Here is a 17,771-nt window from a genome sequence, read left to right as displayed (position 1 = left end):
AGATCTGCGTCAGGGAATGCTGAGATTCCTGTGAGGTCGGTGACGGCCCGGTTTCCGGCCCCGCACAAGCCCAGAAACTTCCCCCCTATAAGGTCGGTGACCGTGGCGAACAAGAACATTCCCGACCCCGGCTTCTCCGACGACGACGGCTCCGCCGACCCCCGGCTGAGCGCGGCGCTCGCCGCCTGGGCCGAGGACCGCACCGCCGTCGGGCCCGTCCTGGAGGCGCTCAGGGGCGCCCGGCTGCTCGTGCCGGTGGTGGCCGTGCTCGGCGAGGTCGAGGAGGACGAGAACGGGCTGCGTCGCGAGAAGACCAGCGACATGGCCGTACCCACACTGAAGGCAGGCGGCCGCACCGCCCTGCCCGCCTTCACCTCCACCGACTCCCTGGCCCGCTGGGACCCGGCGGGCCGCCCGGTCGCCGTACCCCTGCACCAGGCGCTGCAGGCCGCCGCGCACGAGAAGGCGGACACGGTCGTCCTGGACCTGGCCGGACCGGTGCCCTTCGAACTGACCGGCCCCGCGCTGCTCGCCCTCGCCGAGGGCCGGACCAGCACCGACCCGCTCGCCGACCCGGCCGTCGTCGAGGCCGTCCGCGCCGCCGTGGCCGCCGAGCCCGCCGTCCTGCGCGCGCACCTGGGTCCCGGACAGGCCGACGGCACCCTCGCCCTCGTCCTCGACCCGGCCGCCGCGCCCGCCGAGGCCGCCCGCGCGGTCGCCGAGCGGCTGGCCGCCGACGAAACACTGCGGGCCCGCCTGGTGCGCGGCCTCGACCTGGCACTGCTGCCGGCCGGGACCACGCCTCCGGGCGAGCCCTTGTTCGTGCGGGGATGAGTCGCCGTACGGGGACCAGTCAGCCGTAGACGGGGAGCCGGTCTAGCCGTAGACCGGTCCCGTGTACTTCTCGCCCGGACCCTGGCCCGGCTCGTCCGGGACGATCGAGGCCTCGCGGAACGCCAGCTGCAGCGACTTCAGACCGTCGCGCAGCGGGGCCGCGTGGAAGGAGCTGATCTCGGTCGCGCTCGCGTCCAGCAGTCCGGCGAGACCGGTGATCAGCTTGCGGGCCTCGTCCAGGTCCTTGTACTTGTCGCCCTCCTCGCTCAGCCCGAGCTTCACGGCGGCGGCGCTCATCAGGTTGACGGCGACCGTCACGATCACCTCGACGGCGGGGACCTCGGCGATGTCCCGGGTCATCGCGTCGAAGTCGGTGTTCTCAGGAGGGGTCTCACTCATGCCCCACACGATAGGCGAGGGCGGGCGGTTGTCTTCATCAGCCCCGTCCGGCCTCGATTAGCCCTTGTCAAGCGATCCTGCTAATCTGGTGGGCGACCGGCTGGACATGACTGTGCCCAGCCAACAAGTGGAGGCTCCGATCTCCCACCTGACCGTCCTGAGGGACGGCAGGTCATCCGGTCAGGCGGCCACCATCGTTCCGTACGGACGATGGAGTCGCCCGATGTGCGCCCCGCGGTGATCGCGGCGTGCTCCGGTTGTTGTTTGGAGCCCCGCCTGTGATCGTCCGGGGCATTTTTTGTGCTTCGGCGCGGTTAGGTCTCACGAAAAGAGACATACGCGGCTGTCCGCCAGACCGCCGTGTGGTGCTACCGAGGAGGATCCATCAGCGCCGAGCCCCGCATCAACGACCGGATTCGCGTTCCCGAGGTGCGACTTGTCGGTCCCAGTGGCGAGCAGGTGGGCATCGTCCCGCTGGCGAAGGCACTGGAGCTTGCGCAGGAGTACGACCTGGACCTGGTCGAGGTCGCGGCGAACGCCCGTCCGCCCGTGTGCAAGCTCATGGACTACGGGAAGTTCAAGTACGAGTCGGCCATGAAGGCCCGTGAGGCGCGCAAGAACCAGGCGCACACGGTCATCAAGGAGATGAAGCTCCGGCCGAAGATCGACCCGCACGACTATGACACCAAGAAGGGTCACGTCGTCCGGTTCCTCAAGCAGGGCGACAAGGTCAAGATCACGATCATGTTCCGTGGTCGCGAGCAGTCCCGGCCGGAGCTCGGCTACCGACTGCTGCAGCGGCTGGCGGAGGACGTCCAGGACCTCGGTTTCGTCGAGTCGAATCCGAAGCAGGACGGCCGCAACATGATCATGGTTCTCGGTCCGCACAAGAAGAAGACCGAGGCGATGGCCGAGGCGCGTCAGGCGCAGGAGGCCCGCAAGGCCGAAGCGAAGGCGAACCCCGGTCGTTCGCAGAACGCCGCCGACGCTCAGTCTGAAGAGGCTCAGTCTGAAGAGGCTCCGGCCGAGGCTTCCGCCGAGGCGTGATCCCGGGGGACGCGAGTCCCCGAGGATGTAACCGATACAAGAACGACGTTCCACCGTGCCCGGTTTCGCGACCGGGCACCGGAACGCCACCGACGAGGAGAGAACGGCGCTATGCCGAAGAACAAGTCGCACAGCGGTGCCAGCAAGCGCTTCAAGGTCACCGGCTCCGGCAAGGTGCTCCGTGAGCGCGCCGGCAAGCGCCACCTGCTCGAGCACAAGTCGTCCCGCGTGACGCGTCGCCTCACCGGCAACGCCGAGATGGCCCCGGGCGACGCCGCGAAGATCAAGAAGCTTCTCGGCAAGTGACGTCGCGGCGCCGCCTGAGCGCCGTACGTCTGGACCGGGACCCAATCGTTTCCGGGTCGTGTGAGTACCCCCACGACCCCGCTACAAGGAGTTAACAAGTGGCACGCGTCAAGCGGGCAGTCAACGCCCACAAGAAGCGCCGGGCGATCCTCGAGCAGGCCTCCGGCTACCGCGGTCAGCGTTCGCGCCTGTACCGCAAGGCCAAGGAGCAGGTCACCCACTCGCTGGTCTACAACTACAACGACCGCAAGAAGCGCAAGGGCGACTTCCGTCAGCTGTGGATCCAGCGCATCAACGCCGCTGCCCGCGCCAACGGCATCACGTACAACCGCTTCATCCAGGGTCTGAAGGCCGCGAACGTCGAGGTCGACCGCAAGATCCTGGCCGAGCTGGCCGTCAACGACGCGGGTGCCTTCGCCGCCCTCGTCGAGGTCGCCCAGAAGGCCCTGCCGGCGGACGTGAACGCCCCCAAGGCTGCGTGACGCCGCGCTGGCTCTAGGCCGACGTGACTGAAGGGACCCGCAGGCTGCGGAAGCCTGCGGGTCCGCTTGTGTTTCGAAGCAGAGGTGACTTTCATGCCCCCCGTCAGCCCCGAGCTGATCTCCCCCCGGTCCGCCCGTGTGAGCGCCGCGCGGCGGCTTGCCAAGCGGAACTTCCGGGGTAAGGACCGGCTGTTCCTCGCCGAGGGGCCGCAGGCCGTGCGGGAGGCCGCCGGGCATCGGGCCGGCGGGCAGGCGACCCTCGTGGAGCTGTTCGCCACCGTGGAGGCCGCGGAGCGGTACGCCGACATCATCGGAGAGGCCCGCGGCGCCGGCGCCCGGGTGCACCTCGCCTCCGAGGACGTCATCGCCGACATCTCCACCACCGTCACCCCGCAGGGACTGGTCGGTGTCTGCCGGTTCCTGGACACCCCCTTCGAGGACATCCTCGCCGCCCGGCCGAGGCTCGTCGCCGTGCTCGCGCACGTCCGCGACCCGGGCAACGCCGGCACCGTGCTGCGCTGCGCCGACGCCGCCGGCGCCGAGGCGGTCGTCCTCACCGACGCCTCCGTCGACCTCTACAACCCCAAGGCCGTACGCGCCTCCGTGGGCTCCCTCTTCCACCTGCCGGTCGCCGTCGGCGTACCCGTCGAGCACGCCGTGGCGGGACTGAAGGACGCGGGCGTCAGGATCCTCGCCGCCGACGGAGCCGGTGACCGCGACCTGGACGAGGAACTGGACAAGGGCACGATGGGCGGACCCACCGCCTGGGTGTTCGGCAACGAGGCCTGGGGGCTCCCGGAGGAGACCCGCGACCTCGCCGACGCCGTCGTCCGCGTCCCCATCCACGGAAAGGCCGAGAGCCTGAACCTCGCCACCGCCGCCGCCGTATGTCTCTATGCTTCGGCCCGTGCACAGCGCGCCTCCACAGGGTGCCGCTCCGTCACCGAGAGCTAGTAAGGTGACCAGCTCGGGGCCCTGCGCCTTCTGAGAGGTGGGGTACGGGGATGAGTGTGGTCCGCACCAGCACTGCGCCGGACGGGCGGGACGTGCGCCGCACACCCGCGCCCCGGCACGGCGACGGGACCGGCCTCGGTATCGACCCCGACCAGCTGCCCGACGGCCTGGTCGTCGCCGACGACCACGGCCGGGTGATCTGCTTCAACGCCGCCGCCGAACGCATCACCGCCGTCCGTGCCGCCGACGCCCTCGGACAGCAGCTGGACAAGGCCCTGCCCCTGGAGGACCTGGAGGGCAGGCGCTGGTGGCAGCTCACCGATCCCTACGGCGGTCTCGCCATCCGGGTACGGCAGCCCGAGCGCAACCTGCTGCTGCCCGGCGGTCGGGAGGTGCTGGTCTCGGCCCGGTACGTGCGCGCCGAACCCCTCGGGGCCGTGCAGCGTGTCGTCGTCTCGCTGCGGGACACCGAGGCCCGCCGCCGCACCGAGCGCAGCCACGCCGAGCTGATCGCCACCGTCGCCCACGAGCTGCGCTCCCCGCTGACCTCCGTGAAGGGCTTCACCGCCACGCTCCTCGCCAAGTGGGAACGCTTCACCGACGACCAGAAACGGCTGATGCTGGAGACCGTCGACGCCGACGCCGACCGCGTCACCCGGCTCATCGCCGAGCTGCTGGACATCTCCCGGATCGACAGCGGGCGGCTGGAGGTCAGGCGCCAGCCCGTGGACATAGGCGCGGCCGTCGGCCGGCACATCCAGGCCTACGTCGCCGCCGGGCAGCCCGCCGACCGCTTCCTGCTGCGCATCGAGCAGCCGCTGCCCGCCCTGTGGGCCGACCCCGACAAGGTCGACCAGGTGCTCAGCAACCTGCTGGAAAATGCCGTGCGGCACGGCGAGGGAACCGTCACCATTGATGTCACGCCCTCGGCATCCCCGCGCGAAGGCGAGGAAACCGGCACGTCGGTCACGGTGAGCGACGAGGGGCCCGGCATCCCGGAGGAATCCATGAACCGCGTCTTCACCCGCTTCTGGCGGGGCAGCAAGCGCGGCGGCACGGGGCTGGGGCTGTACATCGTCAAGGGCATCGTCGAGGCCCACGGCGGCCTCATCACGGTCGGCCGCGCCACCGACGGCGGCGCCGAGTTCCGATTTACGTTGCCCGTGGCAGCCCCGGCGTTTGAGTTTGAAATGCCACGTAGTGTCGTATAGGGCGGTGGCGGGCGACGGGAGGGCCTAGCGGCCCACGGGCCATTCGTCCACCCCCACCCCGTTAGACTCGGCCTTTGGCACCTTTGTGTCCTTCACGCGGCCCTCGCGAGTCGGTGACGGGGACCATCCGCCAGCCAATCGGAAGCACGGGAAGAGATGTCCGCACCCAATAAGTCGTACGACCCTGTCGAGGTCGAGGCGTTGAAACCGGAAGAGATCGAGCGCATGCGGGACGAGGCGCTCGGCGCCTTCGCCGCCGCGGACTCCCTCGACGCGCTCCACGAGGCCAAGGTCGCCCACACCGGCCCCGCCTCCCCGCTGGCCCTCGCCAACCGCGAGATCGGCGCCCTGCCCCCGCACGCCAAGGCCGAGGCCGGCAAGCGCGTCGGCATGGCCCGCGGTGCGGTGAACAAGGCCCTCGCCGCCCGCCAGGGCGAGCTGGAGGCCGAGCGCGACGCCCGCGTGCTGGTCGAGGAGGACGTGGACGTCACGCTCCCTTACGACCGCGTCCCGGCCGGCGCCCGGCACCCCCTGACCACGCTCTCCGAGCGGATCGAGGACATCTTCGTGGCCATGGGCTACGAGGTCGCCGAGGGCCCGCAGGTCGAGGCGGAGTGGTTCAACTTCGACGCCCTGAACATCGGCCCGGACCACCCGGCCCGCGGCGAGGCCGACACGTTCTTCGTGCAGGGCCCCGACGGCGGCTCCGAGTCCGGTGTCGTGCTGCGCACCCACACCTCGCCGGTCCAGATCCGCTCCCTGCTCGACCGCGAGCTGCCGGTCTACGTGATCTGCCCGGGCCGCGTGTACCGCACCGACGAGCTGGACGCCACCCACACTCCGGTCTTCCACCAGGTCGAGCTGCTCGCCGTCGACGAGGGCCTGACCATGGCCGACCTCAAGGGCACCCTGGACCACATGGTCCAGTCGCTGTTCGGCGAGGGCATGAAGACCCGGCTGCGGCCGAACTTCTTCCCGTTCACCGAGCCGAGCGCCGAGATGGACATGCTCTGCTACGTCTGCAAGGGCGAGTCCGTCGGCAACCCCGACCGCCCCTGCCGCACCTGCTCCAGCGAGGGCTGGATCGAGCTGGGCGGCTGCGGCATGGTCAACCCCAAGGTGCTGACCGCCTGCGGCGTCGACCCGGAGAAGTACAGCGGCTTCGCCTTCGGGTTCGGCATCGAGCGGATGCTGATGTTCCGCCACAACGTGGAAGACATGCGAGACATGGTCGAGGGTGACGTCCGGTTCACCCGGCCGTTCGGGATGGAGATCTGATGCGGATCCCGCTTTCTTGGCTGCGGGAGTACGTCGACCTGCCGGCGACGGAGACCGGCCGCGACGTCCAGGCCAAGCTCATTTCCGCAGGCCTTGAGGTCGAGACCGTCGAGCACCTCGGCGCCGACCTCAAGGGCCCGCTGGTCGTGGGCCAGGTGCTGACCATCGAGGAGTTGGAGGGCTTCAAGAAGCCGATCCGCTTCTGCACCGTCGACGTCGGCCAGGCCAACGGCACCGGCGAGCCCCAGGAGATCGTCTGCGGCGCCCGCAACTTCGCCGTCGGCGACAAGGTCGTCGTGGTCCTCCCCGGCGCCACGCTGCCGGGCGGCTTCTCGATCTCCGCCCGCAAGACCTACGGCAAGACGTCCCACGGCATGATCTGCTCCACCGAGGAGCTGGGCATGGGCGACGACGGCGGCCACGGCATCATCGTGCTGCCGCCGGAGACCGAGGTCGGCAAGGACGCCATCGAGCTGCTGGAGCTGGTCGACGAGGTCCTGGACATCGCCGTCACCGCCAACCGCGGCGACTGCCTGTCCATCCGCGGTGTGGCCCGCGAGGCCGCCATCGCCTACGGCCTGCCGCTGCGCGACCCGGCGCTGCTCGACGTCCCCGGCCCGAACGCCTTCGGCTACCCGGTGCAGGTCTCCGACCCGGCCGGCTGCGACCGCTTCACCGCCCGCACCGTCACCGGCCTGAGCCCCGAGGCGCGCTCCCCGATCTGGCTGCAGCGCCGGCTGCAGAAGGTCGGCATGCGCCCGATCTCGCTCGCCGTCGACGTCACGAACTACGTGATGATGGAGCTGGGCCAGCCGCTGCACGCCTACGACCGGGGGCTGGTCCAGGGCACGATCGGCGTGCGCCGGGCCGAGGAGGGCGAGAAGCTCGTCACCCTCGACGGCGTGGAGCGCAAGCTGCACGCCGAGGACCTGGTCATCACCGACGAGCGCGGGCCCATCGGCCTCGCCGGTGTCATGGGCGGCGCCAACACGGAGATCGCCGACCACGAGGACGTGGAGAACGCCACGACCGACGTGGTCATCGAGGCCGCCCACTTCGACGAGGTCGCGATCGCCCGCACGGCCCGCCGTCACAAGCTGTCCTCCGAAGCGTCCCGCCGCTTCGAGCGGGGCGTCGACCCGCAGGCCGCCGCTGCCGCCGCGCAGCGCACCGTGGACCTGCTGGTCCTGCTCGCGGGCGGTACCGCCGAGGCCGGCGTCACGGAGGTCAGCGCGCCCTCCGCCCCGCACACGATCACCGTCCCGGCGAACCACCCGGACAAGGTCGCGGGCGTGGACTACGGCCGCGAGACCGTCGTCCGCCGCCTGCAGGAGATCGGCTGCGACGTCTACGGGCAGGACGAGCTGATCGTCACCGTCCCGTCCTGGCGGCCCGACCTCCGGGAGCCGAACGACCTGGCCGAGGAGGTCATCCGGCTGGAGGGCTACGAGAACCTGCCCTCCACGCTGCCCAAGCTCCCCTCGGGCCGCGGCCTGACCCACCGCCAGCGGCTGCACCGCCGGGTCGGCCGTGCGCTGGCCGGCGCGGGCTACGTCGAGGCGCCGAACTACCCGTTCGTCGGCGAGCAGATCTTCGACCAGCTCGGCCTGCAGGCCGACGACCCGGCCCGCCGCGTCGTGAAGCTGGTCAACCCGCTCAACGACGAGGAGCCCGCGCTCCGTACGACCCTGCTGCCGGGCCTGCTGGGTGCCCTGCGGCGCAACGACGGCCGGGGCTCGCACGACCTGGCGCTCTTCGAGACGGGCCTGGTCTTCCAGCCCCGCGAGGAGCGGCGCGTCGCCGGGCACCTGCCCGTGGACCGGCGTCCCACCGTCGAGGAGATCGCGGAGCTGAACGCCGCGCTGCCCGACCAGCCGCGGCACGTGGCCGTCGTCCTCGCGGGCGCCGGCGAGCAGGCCGGCTGGTGGGGCGCAGGCCGTCCGGCCGGCTGGGCCGACGCGGTCGAGGCGGCGCGCGCCGTCGCGCGTGAGGCCGGTGCGGAGCTGGTCGTGCGCAAGGGGCAGTACGGTCCCTGGCACCCCGGCCGCTGCGCCGAGCTGGTCGTCGTCGCCGACGGCACGGAGCAGGTCGTGGGCCACGCCGGTGAGCTGCACCCGCGGGTCACCAAGGCGCTGAGCCTGCCCGAGCGCACCTGCGCGATGGAGCTGAACCTGGACGCTCTGGAGGCGGTGGGCGACGGCGCTCCGCAGGCGCCCTCCATCTCGTCCTTCCCGGTCGCCACGCAGGATGTCGCCCTCGTGGTCGACAAGCCGGTGCCGGCCGCGGAGGTCGAGGCGGCGCTGCGTTCCGGTGCGGGTGAGCTGCTCGAGTCCATTCGGCTGTTCGATGTGTACGAGAACGCCGAGCAGTTGGGTGAGGGGAAGAAGTCTCTCGCCTATGCGCTGCGGTTCCGTGCGGGAGATCGGACGCTGACTGTGGATGAGGCGTCTGCTGCTCGGGATGCGGCTGTTGCTCTTGCGGGCGAGCGTACGGGTGCGGTCCTGCGGGGCTAATCGCCGATGAGGTTCTGTTGTCGGCCGGCTGCGGATTCGTCGTGGCCGGTCGCGCAGTTCCCCGCGCCCCTTGGTAGTTGACCCCGCCGCCAGCTGCATAAATGCGGGTTGGCCTGGGGGGTTCTCACTCGTTCGGGTGGGAATCGGGAGGGATCCGGTCCTTCCGAGCCGTGCCTCTCGACAGAATCGGACCGGCCTTTCGGGGTCGGTCCGTCTGCTCTGTCAGGGCCCACATGGGGGACCAGAGGCATGATCCGCATCAAGGCACGGGCACCCACCGCGCGGGGAGCCGTACTGCCCACGGTCTGGGGAGCCGTGGCGGTCACGTACAAGTTCGGCTGCCCGCTCGCCCAGCAGGACGGGCTCGGCGCGCGCATCGTCACCAGCGTCGTGTTCATCGCCGTCGGCACCGGACTGATATTCCATGTCCGCCATGCCCTGCTGCGCGAACTCAGGCAGGCCCGCAAGGTCGCCGGCGCCGCCCAGAGCGTGCTGCTACGGCCGCTGCCGCCCCGCCTCGACGGGCTGAACCTGGCGGCGGCCCAGCTGTCCGCCGACCGTGGCGCGGCCATCGGCGGTGATCTGTACGAGGCCGTCGCCACCGAGTACGGAGTCCGCGTGATCATGGGCGATGTGCGCGGTCATGGACTCGCCGCGCTCGGGACCGTCGCCGCCGTCCTCGGCAGCTTCCGTGAGGCCGCCCATGACGAGGCCGAACTCAGCGATGTGCTGCGGCGGTTGGAGCGGGCGCACGCCCGTCATCTGCGTGAGCGGTCCCGTGCCGACCATCCGGCGAACGGGCAGGACCCGGGCCCGCCGGTGGCCGAGGAGTTCGTCACCGTCCTGCTCCTGGAGATCGTCCGGGACGGTGAGATGCGCGCCCTCAACTGCGGTCACCCGTGGCCGTACCTGCTCAGCGGCACCCGGGTGGAGCCCCTCACGGGCGCCGACCCGCTCCCGCCCCTGGGCCTGTTTCCGCTCCCAGCCGAGTTGGAGGCAGCCTCGTGCGGCCGTCTGCTCCCGGGCGAGTCCCTGGTCCTCTTCACGGACGGAGCGGAGGACGCCAGAGACGCCCGCGGCCGGTTCTTCTCGCTGCCGACAGTGCTGCGAGAGGTCGTGTGCGATCAACCGGTGACGCCCCAGACAGTCCTGCGCACGGTCTTCAAGGCCCTCCTGCACCACACGGCCGGCAGACCCACGGACGATGTGGCGGTACTGGTCCTACGGAACGACCGAAGGACGTTCGAGCTGTCCCGGCAAGGCACCGCCAGAGGCCAAGCCGCCGCTTTCTGAGGGGGAGCCGGCGGCTTGGCCAGCCTCTTGCGAGGACTCTCAGTCAACCGGCAGAACACGCTCCGCAACAGCGTGCACACACTGCGGATGCGCGCACTCCGTTCACACCCCGTGTGAAAGCGGACGCACTACGCTGACGGCACCAGGCCACTCGGGGGGCAACCCATGCAGCCCAACACTCTGCTCGACGCGATCCTGGACGAGGCGGGGATCTCACACGCCGGTCTCGCCGCCCACGTCAACCAGGCGGGCCGGCGACGGGGCCTCGCGCTCCGGTACGAACACACCGCTGTGGCACGGTGGTTGAAGGGCCAGCGGCCGCGCGGCCAGGTGCCCGACCTGATCTGTGAGGTGCTCGCCGGGCGGCTGCACCGGCCGGTCACCCTGGACGACATCGGCCTCGGGGTCCCCGGCGAGCCGAGCACTGCGCACACCGGTTCGCTCTCCGGCTTCGTGGAGCGCGCCACCGCCCTGTGGCGCTCGGACGAACAGCAGCGCCCGCATGTGCTGGGCGCTCCCGCGGTCACCGGCACCCCGGCGGTCATGCCGGTGTGGGAGTGGGAGAACCCGCCCGAGGACGTGGACGTCTCCCGGGGCGGCCGGCACCGGGTCACCGCGGCCGACATCGAGATGCTGCGCGCCGCCCGCACCCACTACGAGCAGATGTACCGCAAGGCCGGCGGCATGGCGACCCGCACCCGCATCGTCGGGTTCCTCAACGCCGAGGCGGCTCCGTTGCTGCGCGGCAGCTACACCGACGCCACCGGCAGGCAACTGCACCGGGCCACCGGCGGGTTGGTGGCGATCGCGGGCATCTGCGCGTACGACTCCGACGCGCACGGTCTTGCCCAGCGCTACTTCCACCAGGCGCTCAGGCTGGCAAAGGCCAGCGGGGACCGCGGACTTGGCGCGTACGTGATCGCGCTGCTCGTCAACCAGGCCCTGTTCATGAAGGAGTACCGGCAGGCCGTGGCCTTCGCCGAGGCCGCGCTGCGCGCCGCGGGCAAGCACATCACCCCGGCGCTCGCCTCCGACCTGTACGCGATGCAGGCCAAGGCGTACGCCCACCTCGGCGACAGCAGCAGCGCCCTGTCCTGCATCCGCCGGGCCGAGACGGCCGCCGACCGCATCCGGCGCGGGTACGAGCCCGACGAGACCGGCTACGTCCAGCCCGGCCTGGTCAACGTCCAGGTGGCCGAGGCGCTGCTCAGCCTCGGTGAACTCGCCGCCGCGCGGGAGCACGCGGCGGCCGCGGTCGACAACCCCGCCCACGACCGGGGCCGGGTGCACCGGCTCGCCATGCTCAGCACGATCGAGCTGCGTCAGGGCAACGCCGACAAGGCGGTGGTCACCGCCGTGCAGATGGCCGAGCAGGCCCGTGGGATGGAGTCCCAGCGGCTGCGCGACAGACTCCGCGCGGTACGCGAGCACCTGGTGAACTGCGGCTCGGCCGGAACCGCCGAGGCCGCCGAACTCATCGACGGCGCACTGCGCGTACCGCTGTAGCCCCGGGCCGGGGTCTGCGCTGTAGGCCTGGAGAGTCCCTGCTGCGATATTGCCACTTACTCGTCGGAAGGTGGCAGAACCGTGCAGTGGACGAAACAGAACGAACAAACTGTGTATGAAAACCGCTGGTTCAGCGTCAACCTCGCAGATGTCGAGCTGCCGGACGGCCGGCACCTCGACCACTTCCTGATCCGGCTGCGGCCGGTCGCCGTCGCCACGGTGGTCAACGAGGCGGGCGAAGTCCTGCTCCTGTGGCGCCACCGGTTCATCACCGACAGCTGGGGCTGGGAACTGGCCGCGGGTGTGGTCGAGGACGGCGAGGACATCGCGAGCGCGGCCGCCAGAGAACTGGAGGAGGAGACCGGCTGGCGGCCGGGGCCCCTGTACCACCTGATGACCGTCGAGCCGTCCAACGGTCTCACCGACGCCCGGCACCACATCTACTGGTCCGACCGGGGCGAGTACGTCGGTCACCCCGTGGACGACTTCGAGTCGGAACGCCGGGAATGGGTCCCGCTCAAAGTCGTCCCCGACCTGATCGCCCGAGGGGAGGTCCCGGCCGCCAACATGGCGGCCGCGTTACTCCTGCTGCACCACATGAGGCTCGCGGATGGTTAGTGGGCCAGCGTCTGCCAGACCGTCACGACCAGCGCTCCCAGAGCCGTGAGAGCGGCCACCGAGGGCAGCGGCCAGCGTGCGTGTTCCAGCGAACTCATGCGCGTGTGCAGTTCGTCCAGTTCCTTGGCGGTCTCCTCGGTGCGATGACTGAGCAGGGCGAGTCCTCCCTCGACTCGGGCGTACGCCACGTCGAGGCGGCGCCGTAACTCTGCGAGTTCTCCATGGACCACGGGATGCTCCGGATCGGCGGTCACGGGTCCACTCCTTTCCGTAGTCGAATCTGGTTGTTCCGCATCCCTTGCATGCGCATGAGGAGTCAACTCGCCTGGTGGGCGCGTGGGGAGCGTGTGCGAAGGGCATATGCGTGCCCGGCGTACACACGGCGTGTGAAACAGATGGGCCCGGCACCGAAACTGGTGCCGGGCCCACAGGTGTAGCGGACGGTAATCAGCCGTAGGTGTAGAAGCCCGAGCCGGTCTTCCGGCCGAGCCGGCCCGCCTCGACCATGCGCTGGAGCAGCGGGGGAGCGGCGTACAGCGGCTCCTTGTACTCGGCGTACATCGAGTTGGCGATGGAGACGATGGTGTCCAGACCGATCAGGTCGGACAGCTTCAGCGGGCCCATCGGGTGGGCGCAGCCCATCTCCATGCCGTTGTCGATGTCCTCGCGGCTCGCGATGCCGGACTCGAACATCCTGATCGCGGACAGCAGGTAGGGCACCAGCAGCGCGTTCACGACGAACCCGGAGCGGTCCTGGGCGCGGATGGCGTGCTTGCCGAGCACCTTCTCGGCGAAGACCTGGGCGCGGCTCAGCGTGCCCTCGGAGGTGGTGAGCGCCGGGATCAGCTCGACCAGCTGCTGCACCGGGGCCGGGTTGAAGAAGTGGATGCCGACCACGTGGTCGGGGCGGGAGGTGGCGACCGCCAGCTTCACCAGCGGGATGGAGGAGGTGTTGGAGGCCAGGATCGCGTCCGCGCGGGTCAGTACCTGGTCGAGCACCTGGAAGATCTCCGTCTTCACCTGCTCGTTCTCGACGACCGCCTCGATCACCAGATCGCGGTCGGCGAACTCGCCGAGGTCCGTGGTGAAGCTGAGGCGCGCCAGCGTGGCGTCCCGTTCCTCCTCGGTGATCTTGCCGCGCTCGGCGGCCTTGGCCAGGGAGTTGTACAGCCGGGTACGGCCGATCTCCAGGGCTTCGCCGGTGGTCTCGGCGACCTTCACGTCCAGTCCCGCGCGGGCGCACACCTCGGCGATGCCCGCGCCCATCTGGCCGCAGCCCACGACTCCGACGCGCGCAATATCTCCCGATGGGAAGCCTGTCACATCGTCCCCTTCGCTGGTTTCCGGCTCTGGCAGACCTCCGGGTTCGGCGCCTGCTCCGATCGTGCACGTTACCGCCAAGTATCGATGATCGATCGTCCGGGTGGGGGCATCCTGGGGCGCGGAACGATCCGTGACGGCGCGGATCCGGAGCGTGTGGGGGTGTGCAGATGGGGCGACTGACACGGCGCGCGTTCGCGTGGGCGGCGCTGTCGACGCTGGCGACGGCCCAGGGCGCGACGGCGGCGCCGGGGCGGCCGGACCCGCGTTGGCCGTGGCCGCGCGCGGCCACCGAGATGCGGGGCGTGTGGCTGGCGACCGTGTCCAACCGCGACTGGCCCTCGAAGACCGGCCTCACGGCCGACGCCCAGCGCACGGAGCTGATCGCCCATCTGGACCGGGCGGTCCGCGACCGGCTCAACACGGTGATCCTCCAGGTCCGGCCCACGGCGGACGCCCTGTGGCCCTCGCCGTACGAGCCCTGGTCCCAGTACCTCACCGGCACCCAGGGCCGGGACCCGGGCTGGGACCCGCTGGGCACGGCCGTGCGGGAGGCGCACGCTCGCGGCCTGGAACTGCACGCCTGGTTCAACCCGTACCGTGTCGCCCAGCACACCGACCCGACCCGGCTGGCCGCCTCGCACCCCGCCCGCAGGCACCCGGACTGGGTGGTGCCCTACGGCGGGAAGCTCTACTACAACCCGGGCCTGCCCGAGGTCCGTGCCTTCGTGGAGCAGGCCATGCTCGACGCGGTCGTCAGGTACCCGGTGGACGCCGTCCACTTCGACGACTACTTCTACCCGTACCCGGTCGCCGGGCAGACCTTCGACGACGACGCCGCGTACGACGCGTACGGCGGCGACTTCGACACCCGGGCCGCCTGGCGCCGCGACAACATCGACAAGCTGGTGCAGGAGACGGCAGCGGCCGTCCAGCAGGTACGGCCCGGCACCCGGTTCGGGATCAGCCCCTTCGGGGTGTGGCGCAACGCCACGACCGACTCGCGCGGATCGGACACCCGGGCAGGCGTGCAGACGTACGACGACCTGCACGCGGACACTCGCAAGTGGGTGCGCAACCACTGGATCGACTACATCGTCCCGCAGCTCTACTGGCACATCGGCTTCGCCGCCGCCGACTACGCGACGCTCGTCGACTGGTGGGCGAAGGCGGCCGAGGGCACCAGGACGCAGCTGTACATCGGTGAGGCGCTGTACAAGGCGGGCGCCGCCGGGCAGCCCTCGCAGTGGCAGGACCCGGTCGAGCTGTCCCGGCACCTCACGCTCGCCGCCGGGTACCCGCAGGTGCGCGGGCACGTGTTCTTCGCCGCCACGGACGTGGCGGCGGATCCGGTGGGAGCGATGGCGCGGGTGGTCGCCGACCACTACGGGCAGCCGGCGAAGCCACCGCGCTGAGCTACGACGGTCGGATCTCCTTGTGCCGGATCTCGGTGTCGGGGCCGGGGGAGCAGATGCCCACATGCCCGTCCTGGAAGCGGACGCGGTACGGCGGCTCGCCCTTCTGGCCCATCACTTCGACGATCTCGCCGATCTTGTCGTGTTCGCCGACCACCCTGCCGTGCTGGACAAGCTGGTCGCCGACGGTTGCGTGCATCAGGCCCTCCTCACGGTCACGACCGTTGGGTGACGGCGATGCAGACGAGCACGGCGACGGCGGTCAGCGGAGCGGCCGCCGTAAGGTGCTCGCCCAGCAGCAGTGCCGACCACACCAGTGTGAGCAGCGGCTGGGCCAACTGCAACTGGCTGGCCTTCGGGATCCCGATGGCCGCCATGCCCCGGTACCAGACGACCAGCCCGAAGAACTGCGACACCATCGAGACCCACAGCAGGCCCGTCACCCCGTGCCAGGTGAAGTGCACCGGCTCGTACGACAGCGCCAGCAGGGCGGCCGGCAGGCTCAGCGGCAGGCACAGCACCAGCGCCCAGCCGATGACCTGCCAGCCCGGCATGACCCGGGCCAGCCGCCCGCCCTCGGTGTAGCCGGCCGCGCACACCAGCAGGGCGGCGAACAGGTAGCCGTCGGCGGCGGTGAGCGCGCCGCCGCTCTGGCCGACGGTGAAGGCGAGCACGGCCGCCGCGCCCGCCAGCGCCGCCAGCCAGAACCGCCGCGAGGGCCGGTGGCCCATGCGCAGCGCCGAGCAGGCGGCGGTGGTCAGCGGCAGCAGGCCCACCACGACGGCGGCGTGCGAGGTGGTCGAGGTCTGCAGCGCGAGCGTGGTCAGCAGCGGGAAGCCGAACACCACCCCGGCGGCGACGACCGCGAGGCCCGGCAGATGCCGCCGGTCGGGCAGCGGCACCCGGAGCACCAGCAGACACGCGCCCGCGACCAGCGCCGCGAGGACGCTGCGCACCGCCACCAGGGACCAGGGACCGAAGCTCTCCAGACCCCAGGCGGTGGACGGGAAGGTGAGGGAGAAGGCGGTCACGCCGAGGGCGGCCAGCCCGATACCGAAGGACCGGTGCTCACGGGGAGCGGGGACCGCTATCGCCGTCGCGGTAGTAGCGCTACTCTGTGCTCTCATGCATGAGCGTAGCAGTGTCGGCGAACTGGCAGAACAGCTGCGACGGGAGCTGGACCGCTACTCGCCTGGTGGAAAGCTCCCGTCGAGCAGGGCCCTGATCGAGCGGTTCCGGGTGAGCCCGGTGACCGTCTCCCGGGCCCTCGCCCAGCTGGCCGCCGAGGGACTGGTGGTCACCCGGCCCGGCGCCGGCGCCTTCCGCGCGCGGCCGCACGCTGTCGCCGAGCCCGCCGGGGACACCTCCTGGCAGGAGGTCGCGCTGAGCGCCGACGGCATCGCCGAGCTGGTCCCGCGCACGGTGGACGCCTCCGGGGTCACCGTCTCGCTCACCACCCCGCCCCCGGGCGTACTGGAGTTCAACGGCGGCTATCCGCACCCCTCGCTGCAGCCCGAGCGGGCCATGGCCGCGGCTCTCGCCCGGGCCGGGCGGCGGCCCGGTGCCTGGGGGAGACCGCCGCTGGAGGGGCTGCCCGAACTGCGAGAGTGGTTCGCGCGCGGCATCGGCGGGTCGGTCACCGCGGCCGAGGTGCTGATCGCCGCGGGCGGCCAGGCCGCACTGGCCACGGCCCTCAGGGCGCTGGCCCCGCCCGGCGCCCCGGTCCTCGTGGAGTCGCCCACCTACCCGGGCATGCTGGCCCTCGCCCGCGCGGCCGGACTGCGCCCGGTCCCGGTGCCGGTCGACCCCGACGGTGTACGCCCCGACCTCCTCGCCGACGCCTTCCGGGCCACCGGCGCCCGGGTCTTCGTCTGCCAGCCCCTGTTCCAGAACCCGACCGGCGCGGTCCTCGCCCCCGACCGCCGCGCCGAGGTGCTGCGCATCGCCCGCGCCGCGGGCGCGTTCGTCATCGAGGACGACTTCGTACGACGCCTCGTGCACGCGGACTCCGGCCCGCTGCCCCGCACGCTGGCCGCCGACGACCCCGACGGCGTGGTCGTCCACGTCGGCTCGCTGACCAAGGCGACCTCGCCCAGCTTCCGGGTGGCCGCGCTGGCCGCGCGCGGGCCCGTGCTGGAACGCCTGCGCGCGATCCAGGTCGTGGACAGCTTCTTCGTGCCCCGGCCACTCCAGGAGGCCGCCCTGGAACTCGTCGGAGCCCCGGCCTGGCCCCGCCATCTGCGGGCCCTGTCGGCCGAGCTGAAGACCCGCCGCGACACCATGACGACCGAGCTGGCCCTCCACCTCCCCGAACTCGCCCTGCCCCACATCCCCTCCGGCGGCTACCACCTCTGGCTCCGTCTCCCCGAGGGGGCCGACGAGTCCGCCCTGACCGCGGCAGCCCTCCGCACGGGCGTCGCCCTCACCCCCGGCCGCCCCTACTTCAGTGCCGAACCTCCCGCAGCCCACCTCCGCCTGAGCTTCGCGGCGGTGGCGGGGGTGGGGGAGATCAAGGAGGGGATTCGGCGCCTTTGGGCCGCGTGTGACGAGGTGCTCCAGAGCGGGACGACGGTCGCACCGACCCGGTAAATCGAT

At 71.2% G+C, this 17,771-nt stretch carries 18 protein-coding genes; 13 read left to right on the top strand and 5 right to left on the bottom strand.

Annotated features, from left to right (window positions below; genetic code table 11):
• Window positions 1-102 precede the first annotated feature (102 nt).
• Window positions 103-834 carry an SseB family protein gene (locus tag ACFY3C_RS10670; RefSeq protein ID WP_386574745.1) on the top strand — a complete coding sequence of 244 codons (732 nt, stop codon included), beginning with the start codon at window positions 103-105 and terminating at the stop codon, window positions 832-834.
• Window positions 835-876: 42 nt separating this feature from the next.
• On the opposite strand, the gene ACFY3C_RS10665 is transcribed toward ACFY3C_RS10670, so the two are convergent.
• Window positions 877-1,233 (bottom strand): DUF1844 domain-containing protein, encoded by a 357-nt coding sequence (locus ACFY3C_RS10665; RefSeq protein ID WP_145881329.1) that lies wholly within the window; start codon window positions 1,231-1,233, stop codon window positions 877-879.
• Window positions 1,234-1,593: 360 nt separating this feature from the next.
• Between ACFY3C_RS10665 and infC the strand changes: the two genes are divergently transcribed.
• The 10 genes from infC (at window position 1,594) to ACFY3C_RS10615 (ending at window position 12,441) form a co-directional block, all read left to right on the top strand.
• On the top strand, window positions 1,594-2,280 hold the full coding sequence (infC, locus tag ACFY3C_RS10660) for a translation initiation factor IF-3 (protein WP_390770497.1): 687 nt from the start codon (window positions 1,594-1,596) through the stop codon (window positions 2,278-2,280).
• Window positions 2,281-2,391: 111 nt separating this feature from the next.
• Window positions 2,392-2,586 (top strand): 50S ribosomal protein L35, encoded by a 195-nt coding sequence (gene rpmI / locus ACFY3C_RS10655; RefSeq protein ID WP_004933563.1) that lies wholly within the window; start codon window positions 2,392-2,394, stop codon window positions 2,584-2,586.
• 98 nt (window positions 2,587-2,684) lie between these two features.
• Window positions 2,685-3,068 (top strand): 50S ribosomal protein L20, encoded by a 384-nt coding sequence (gene rplT / locus ACFY3C_RS10650; RefSeq protein ID WP_055492778.1) that lies wholly within the window; start codon window positions 2,685-2,687, stop codon window positions 3,066-3,068.
• 93 nt (window positions 3,069-3,161) lie between these two features.
• A complete protein-coding gene (locus tag ACFY3C_RS10645) occupies window positions 3,162-4,022 on the top strand; it encodes a TrmH family RNA methyltransferase (protein ID WP_386574747.1) in 861 nt (286 codons plus the stop codon).
• Between the two features lie 50 nt (window positions 4,023-4,072).
• Window positions 4,073-5,233: an ATP-binding protein gene (locus ACFY3C_RS10640; protein ID WP_390770496.1), complete on the top strand. Its 1,161-nt coding sequence runs from the start codon at window positions 4,073-4,075 to the stop codon at window positions 5,231-5,233.
• A gap of 156 nt (window positions 5,234-5,389) precedes the next feature.
• On the top strand, window positions 5,390-6,511 hold the full coding sequence (pheS, locus tag ACFY3C_RS10635) for a phenylalanine--tRNA ligase subunit alpha (protein WP_390770495.1): 1,122 nt from the start codon (window positions 5,390-5,392) through the stop codon (window positions 6,509-6,511).
• On the top strand, window positions 6,511-9,024 hold the full coding sequence (pheT, locus tag ACFY3C_RS10630; protein WP_390770494.1) for a phenylalanine--tRNA ligase subunit beta: 2,514 nt from the start codon (window positions 6,511-6,513) through the stop codon (window positions 9,022-9,024). Before pheS ends, pheT begins: the two co-directional genes overlap by 1 nt.
• 249 nt (window positions 9,025-9,273) lie before the next feature.
• Entirely contained in the window at window positions 9,274-10,317 is a 1,044-nt protein-coding gene (locus ACFY3C_RS10625; RefSeq protein ID WP_390770493.1) for a PP2C family protein-serine/threonine phosphatase, read from the top strand.
• Window positions 10,318-10,482: 165 nt separating this feature from the next.
• A complete protein-coding gene (locus tag ACFY3C_RS10620) occupies window positions 10,483-11,823 on the top strand; it encodes a transcriptional regulator (protein ID WP_386574752.1) in 1,341 nt (446 codons plus the stop codon).
• Window positions 11,824-11,904: 81 nt separating this feature from the next.
• On the top strand, window positions 11,905-12,441 hold the full coding sequence (locus tag ACFY3C_RS10615; protein WP_390770492.1) for an NUDIX hydrolase: 537 nt from the start codon (window positions 11,905-11,907) through the stop codon (window positions 12,439-12,441).
• On the opposite strand, the gene ACFY3C_RS10610 is transcribed toward ACFY3C_RS10615, so the two are convergent.
• Complete coding sequence (locus ACFY3C_RS10610; RefSeq protein WP_145881316.1) at window positions 12,438-12,695, bottom strand: hypothetical protein; 258 nt, start codon at window positions 12,693-12,695, stop codon at window positions 12,438-12,440. The two genes, ACFY3C_RS10615 and ACFY3C_RS10610, sit on opposite strands and share 4 nt — an antisense overlap.
• A 193-nt stretch (window positions 12,696-12,888) precedes the next feature.
• Window positions 12,889-13,764, bottom strand: a complete 876-nt coding sequence (locus ACFY3C_RS10605; RefSeq protein ID WP_389182847.1) for a 3-hydroxybutyryl-CoA dehydrogenase — start codon at window positions 13,762-13,764, stop codon at window positions 12,889-12,891.
• Window positions 13,765-13,931: 167 nt separating this feature from the next.
• Here ACFY3C_RS10605 and ACFY3C_RS10600 point away from each other — a divergent pair, with 167 nt between their 5' ends.
• The gene (locus ACFY3C_RS10600; protein ID WP_390770491.1) at window positions 13,932-15,176 is read left to right on the top strand and encodes a glycoside hydrolase family 10 protein; all 1,245 of its coding nucleotides are present in this window, start codon (window positions 13,932-13,934) and stop codon (window positions 15,174-15,176) included.
• 1 nt (window position 15,177) lies between these two features.
• Here the strand turns inward: ACFY3C_RS10600 and ACFY3C_RS10595 are convergent, their stop codons facing one another.
• Both ACFY3C_RS10595 and ACFY3C_RS10590 read right to left on the bottom strand, forming a co-directional pair.
• On the bottom strand, window positions 15,178-15,375 hold the full coding sequence (locus ACFY3C_RS10595; RefSeq protein WP_386574758.1) for a DUF1918 domain-containing protein: 198 nt from the start codon (window positions 15,373-15,375) through the stop codon (window positions 15,178-15,180).
• A gap of 16 nt (window positions 15,376-15,391) precedes the next feature.
• Complete coding sequence (locus ACFY3C_RS10590) at window positions 15,392-16,303, bottom strand: DMT family transporter (RefSeq protein ID WP_390770490.1); 912 nt, start codon at window positions 16,301-16,303, stop codon at window positions 15,392-15,394.
• Between ACFY3C_RS10590 and ACFY3C_RS10585 the strand changes: the two genes are divergently transcribed.
• Window positions 16,302-17,765, top strand: coding sequence for a PLP-dependent aminotransferase family protein (locus ACFY3C_RS10585; protein WP_386574760.1), 1,464 nt, complete (start codon window positions 16,302-16,304; stop codon window positions 17,763-17,765). The genes ACFY3C_RS10590 and ACFY3C_RS10585 overlap by 2 nt on opposite strands.
• The last annotated feature ends 6 nt before the right edge of the window (window positions 17,766-17,771 follow it).

The organism is Streptomyces sp. NPDC001410 (assembly GCF_042895235.1).
Lineage (GTDB): Bacteria > Actinomycetota > Actinomycetes > Streptomycetales > Streptomycetaceae > Streptomyces.
The sequence above is the reverse complement of the archived record's forward strand: the minus strand, read 5'-3'. Positions and strand labels throughout refer to the sequence as shown.

Coding starts and splice junctions, on each gene's coding strand:
- pheT (WP_390770494.1), top strand. CDS start 6,511: ATGCGGATCCCGCTTTCTTGGCTGCGGGAGTACGTCGACCTGCCGGCG.
- ACFY3C_RS10640 (WP_390770496.1), top strand. CDS start 4,073: ATGAGTGTGGTCCGCACCAGCACTGCGCCGGACGGGCGGGACGTGCGC.
- rpmI (WP_004933563.1), top strand. CDS start 2,392: ATGCCGAAGAACAAGTCGCACAGCGGTGCCAGCAAGCGCTTCAAGGTC.
- ACFY3C_RS10665 (WP_145881329.1), bottom strand. CDS start 1,233: ATGAGTGAGACCCCTCCTGAGAACACCGACTTCGACGCGATGACCCGG.
- ACFY3C_RS10620 (WP_386574752.1), top strand. CDS start 10,483: ATGCAGCCCAACACTCTGCTCGACGCGATCCTGGACGAGGCGGGGATC.
- ACFY3C_RS10625 (WP_390770493.1), top strand. CDS start 9,274: ATGATCCGCATCAAGGCACGGGCACCCACCGCGCGGGGAGCCGTACTG.
- ACFY3C_RS10595 (WP_386574758.1), bottom strand. CDS start 15,375: ATGCACGCAACCGTCGGCGACCAGCTTGTCCAGCACGGCAGGGTGGTC.
- ACFY3C_RS10645 (WP_386574747.1), top strand. CDS start 3,162: ATGCCCCCCGTCAGCCCCGAGCTGATCTCCCCCCGGTCCGCCCGTGTG.
- ACFY3C_RS10585 (WP_386574760.1), top strand. CDS start 16,302: ATGCATGAGCGTAGCAGTGTCGGCGAACTGGCAGAACAGCTGCGACGG.
- ACFY3C_RS10600 (WP_390770491.1), top strand. CDS start 13,932: ATGGGGCGACTGACACGGCGCGCGTTCGCGTGGGCGGCGCTGTCGACG.
- ACFY3C_RS10590 (WP_390770490.1), bottom strand. CDS start 16,303: ATGAGAGCACAGAGTAGCGCTACTACCGCGACGGCGATAGCGGTCCCC.
- pheS (WP_390770495.1), top strand. CDS start 5,390: ATGTCCGCACCCAATAAGTCGTACGACCCTGTCGAGGTCGAGGCGTTG.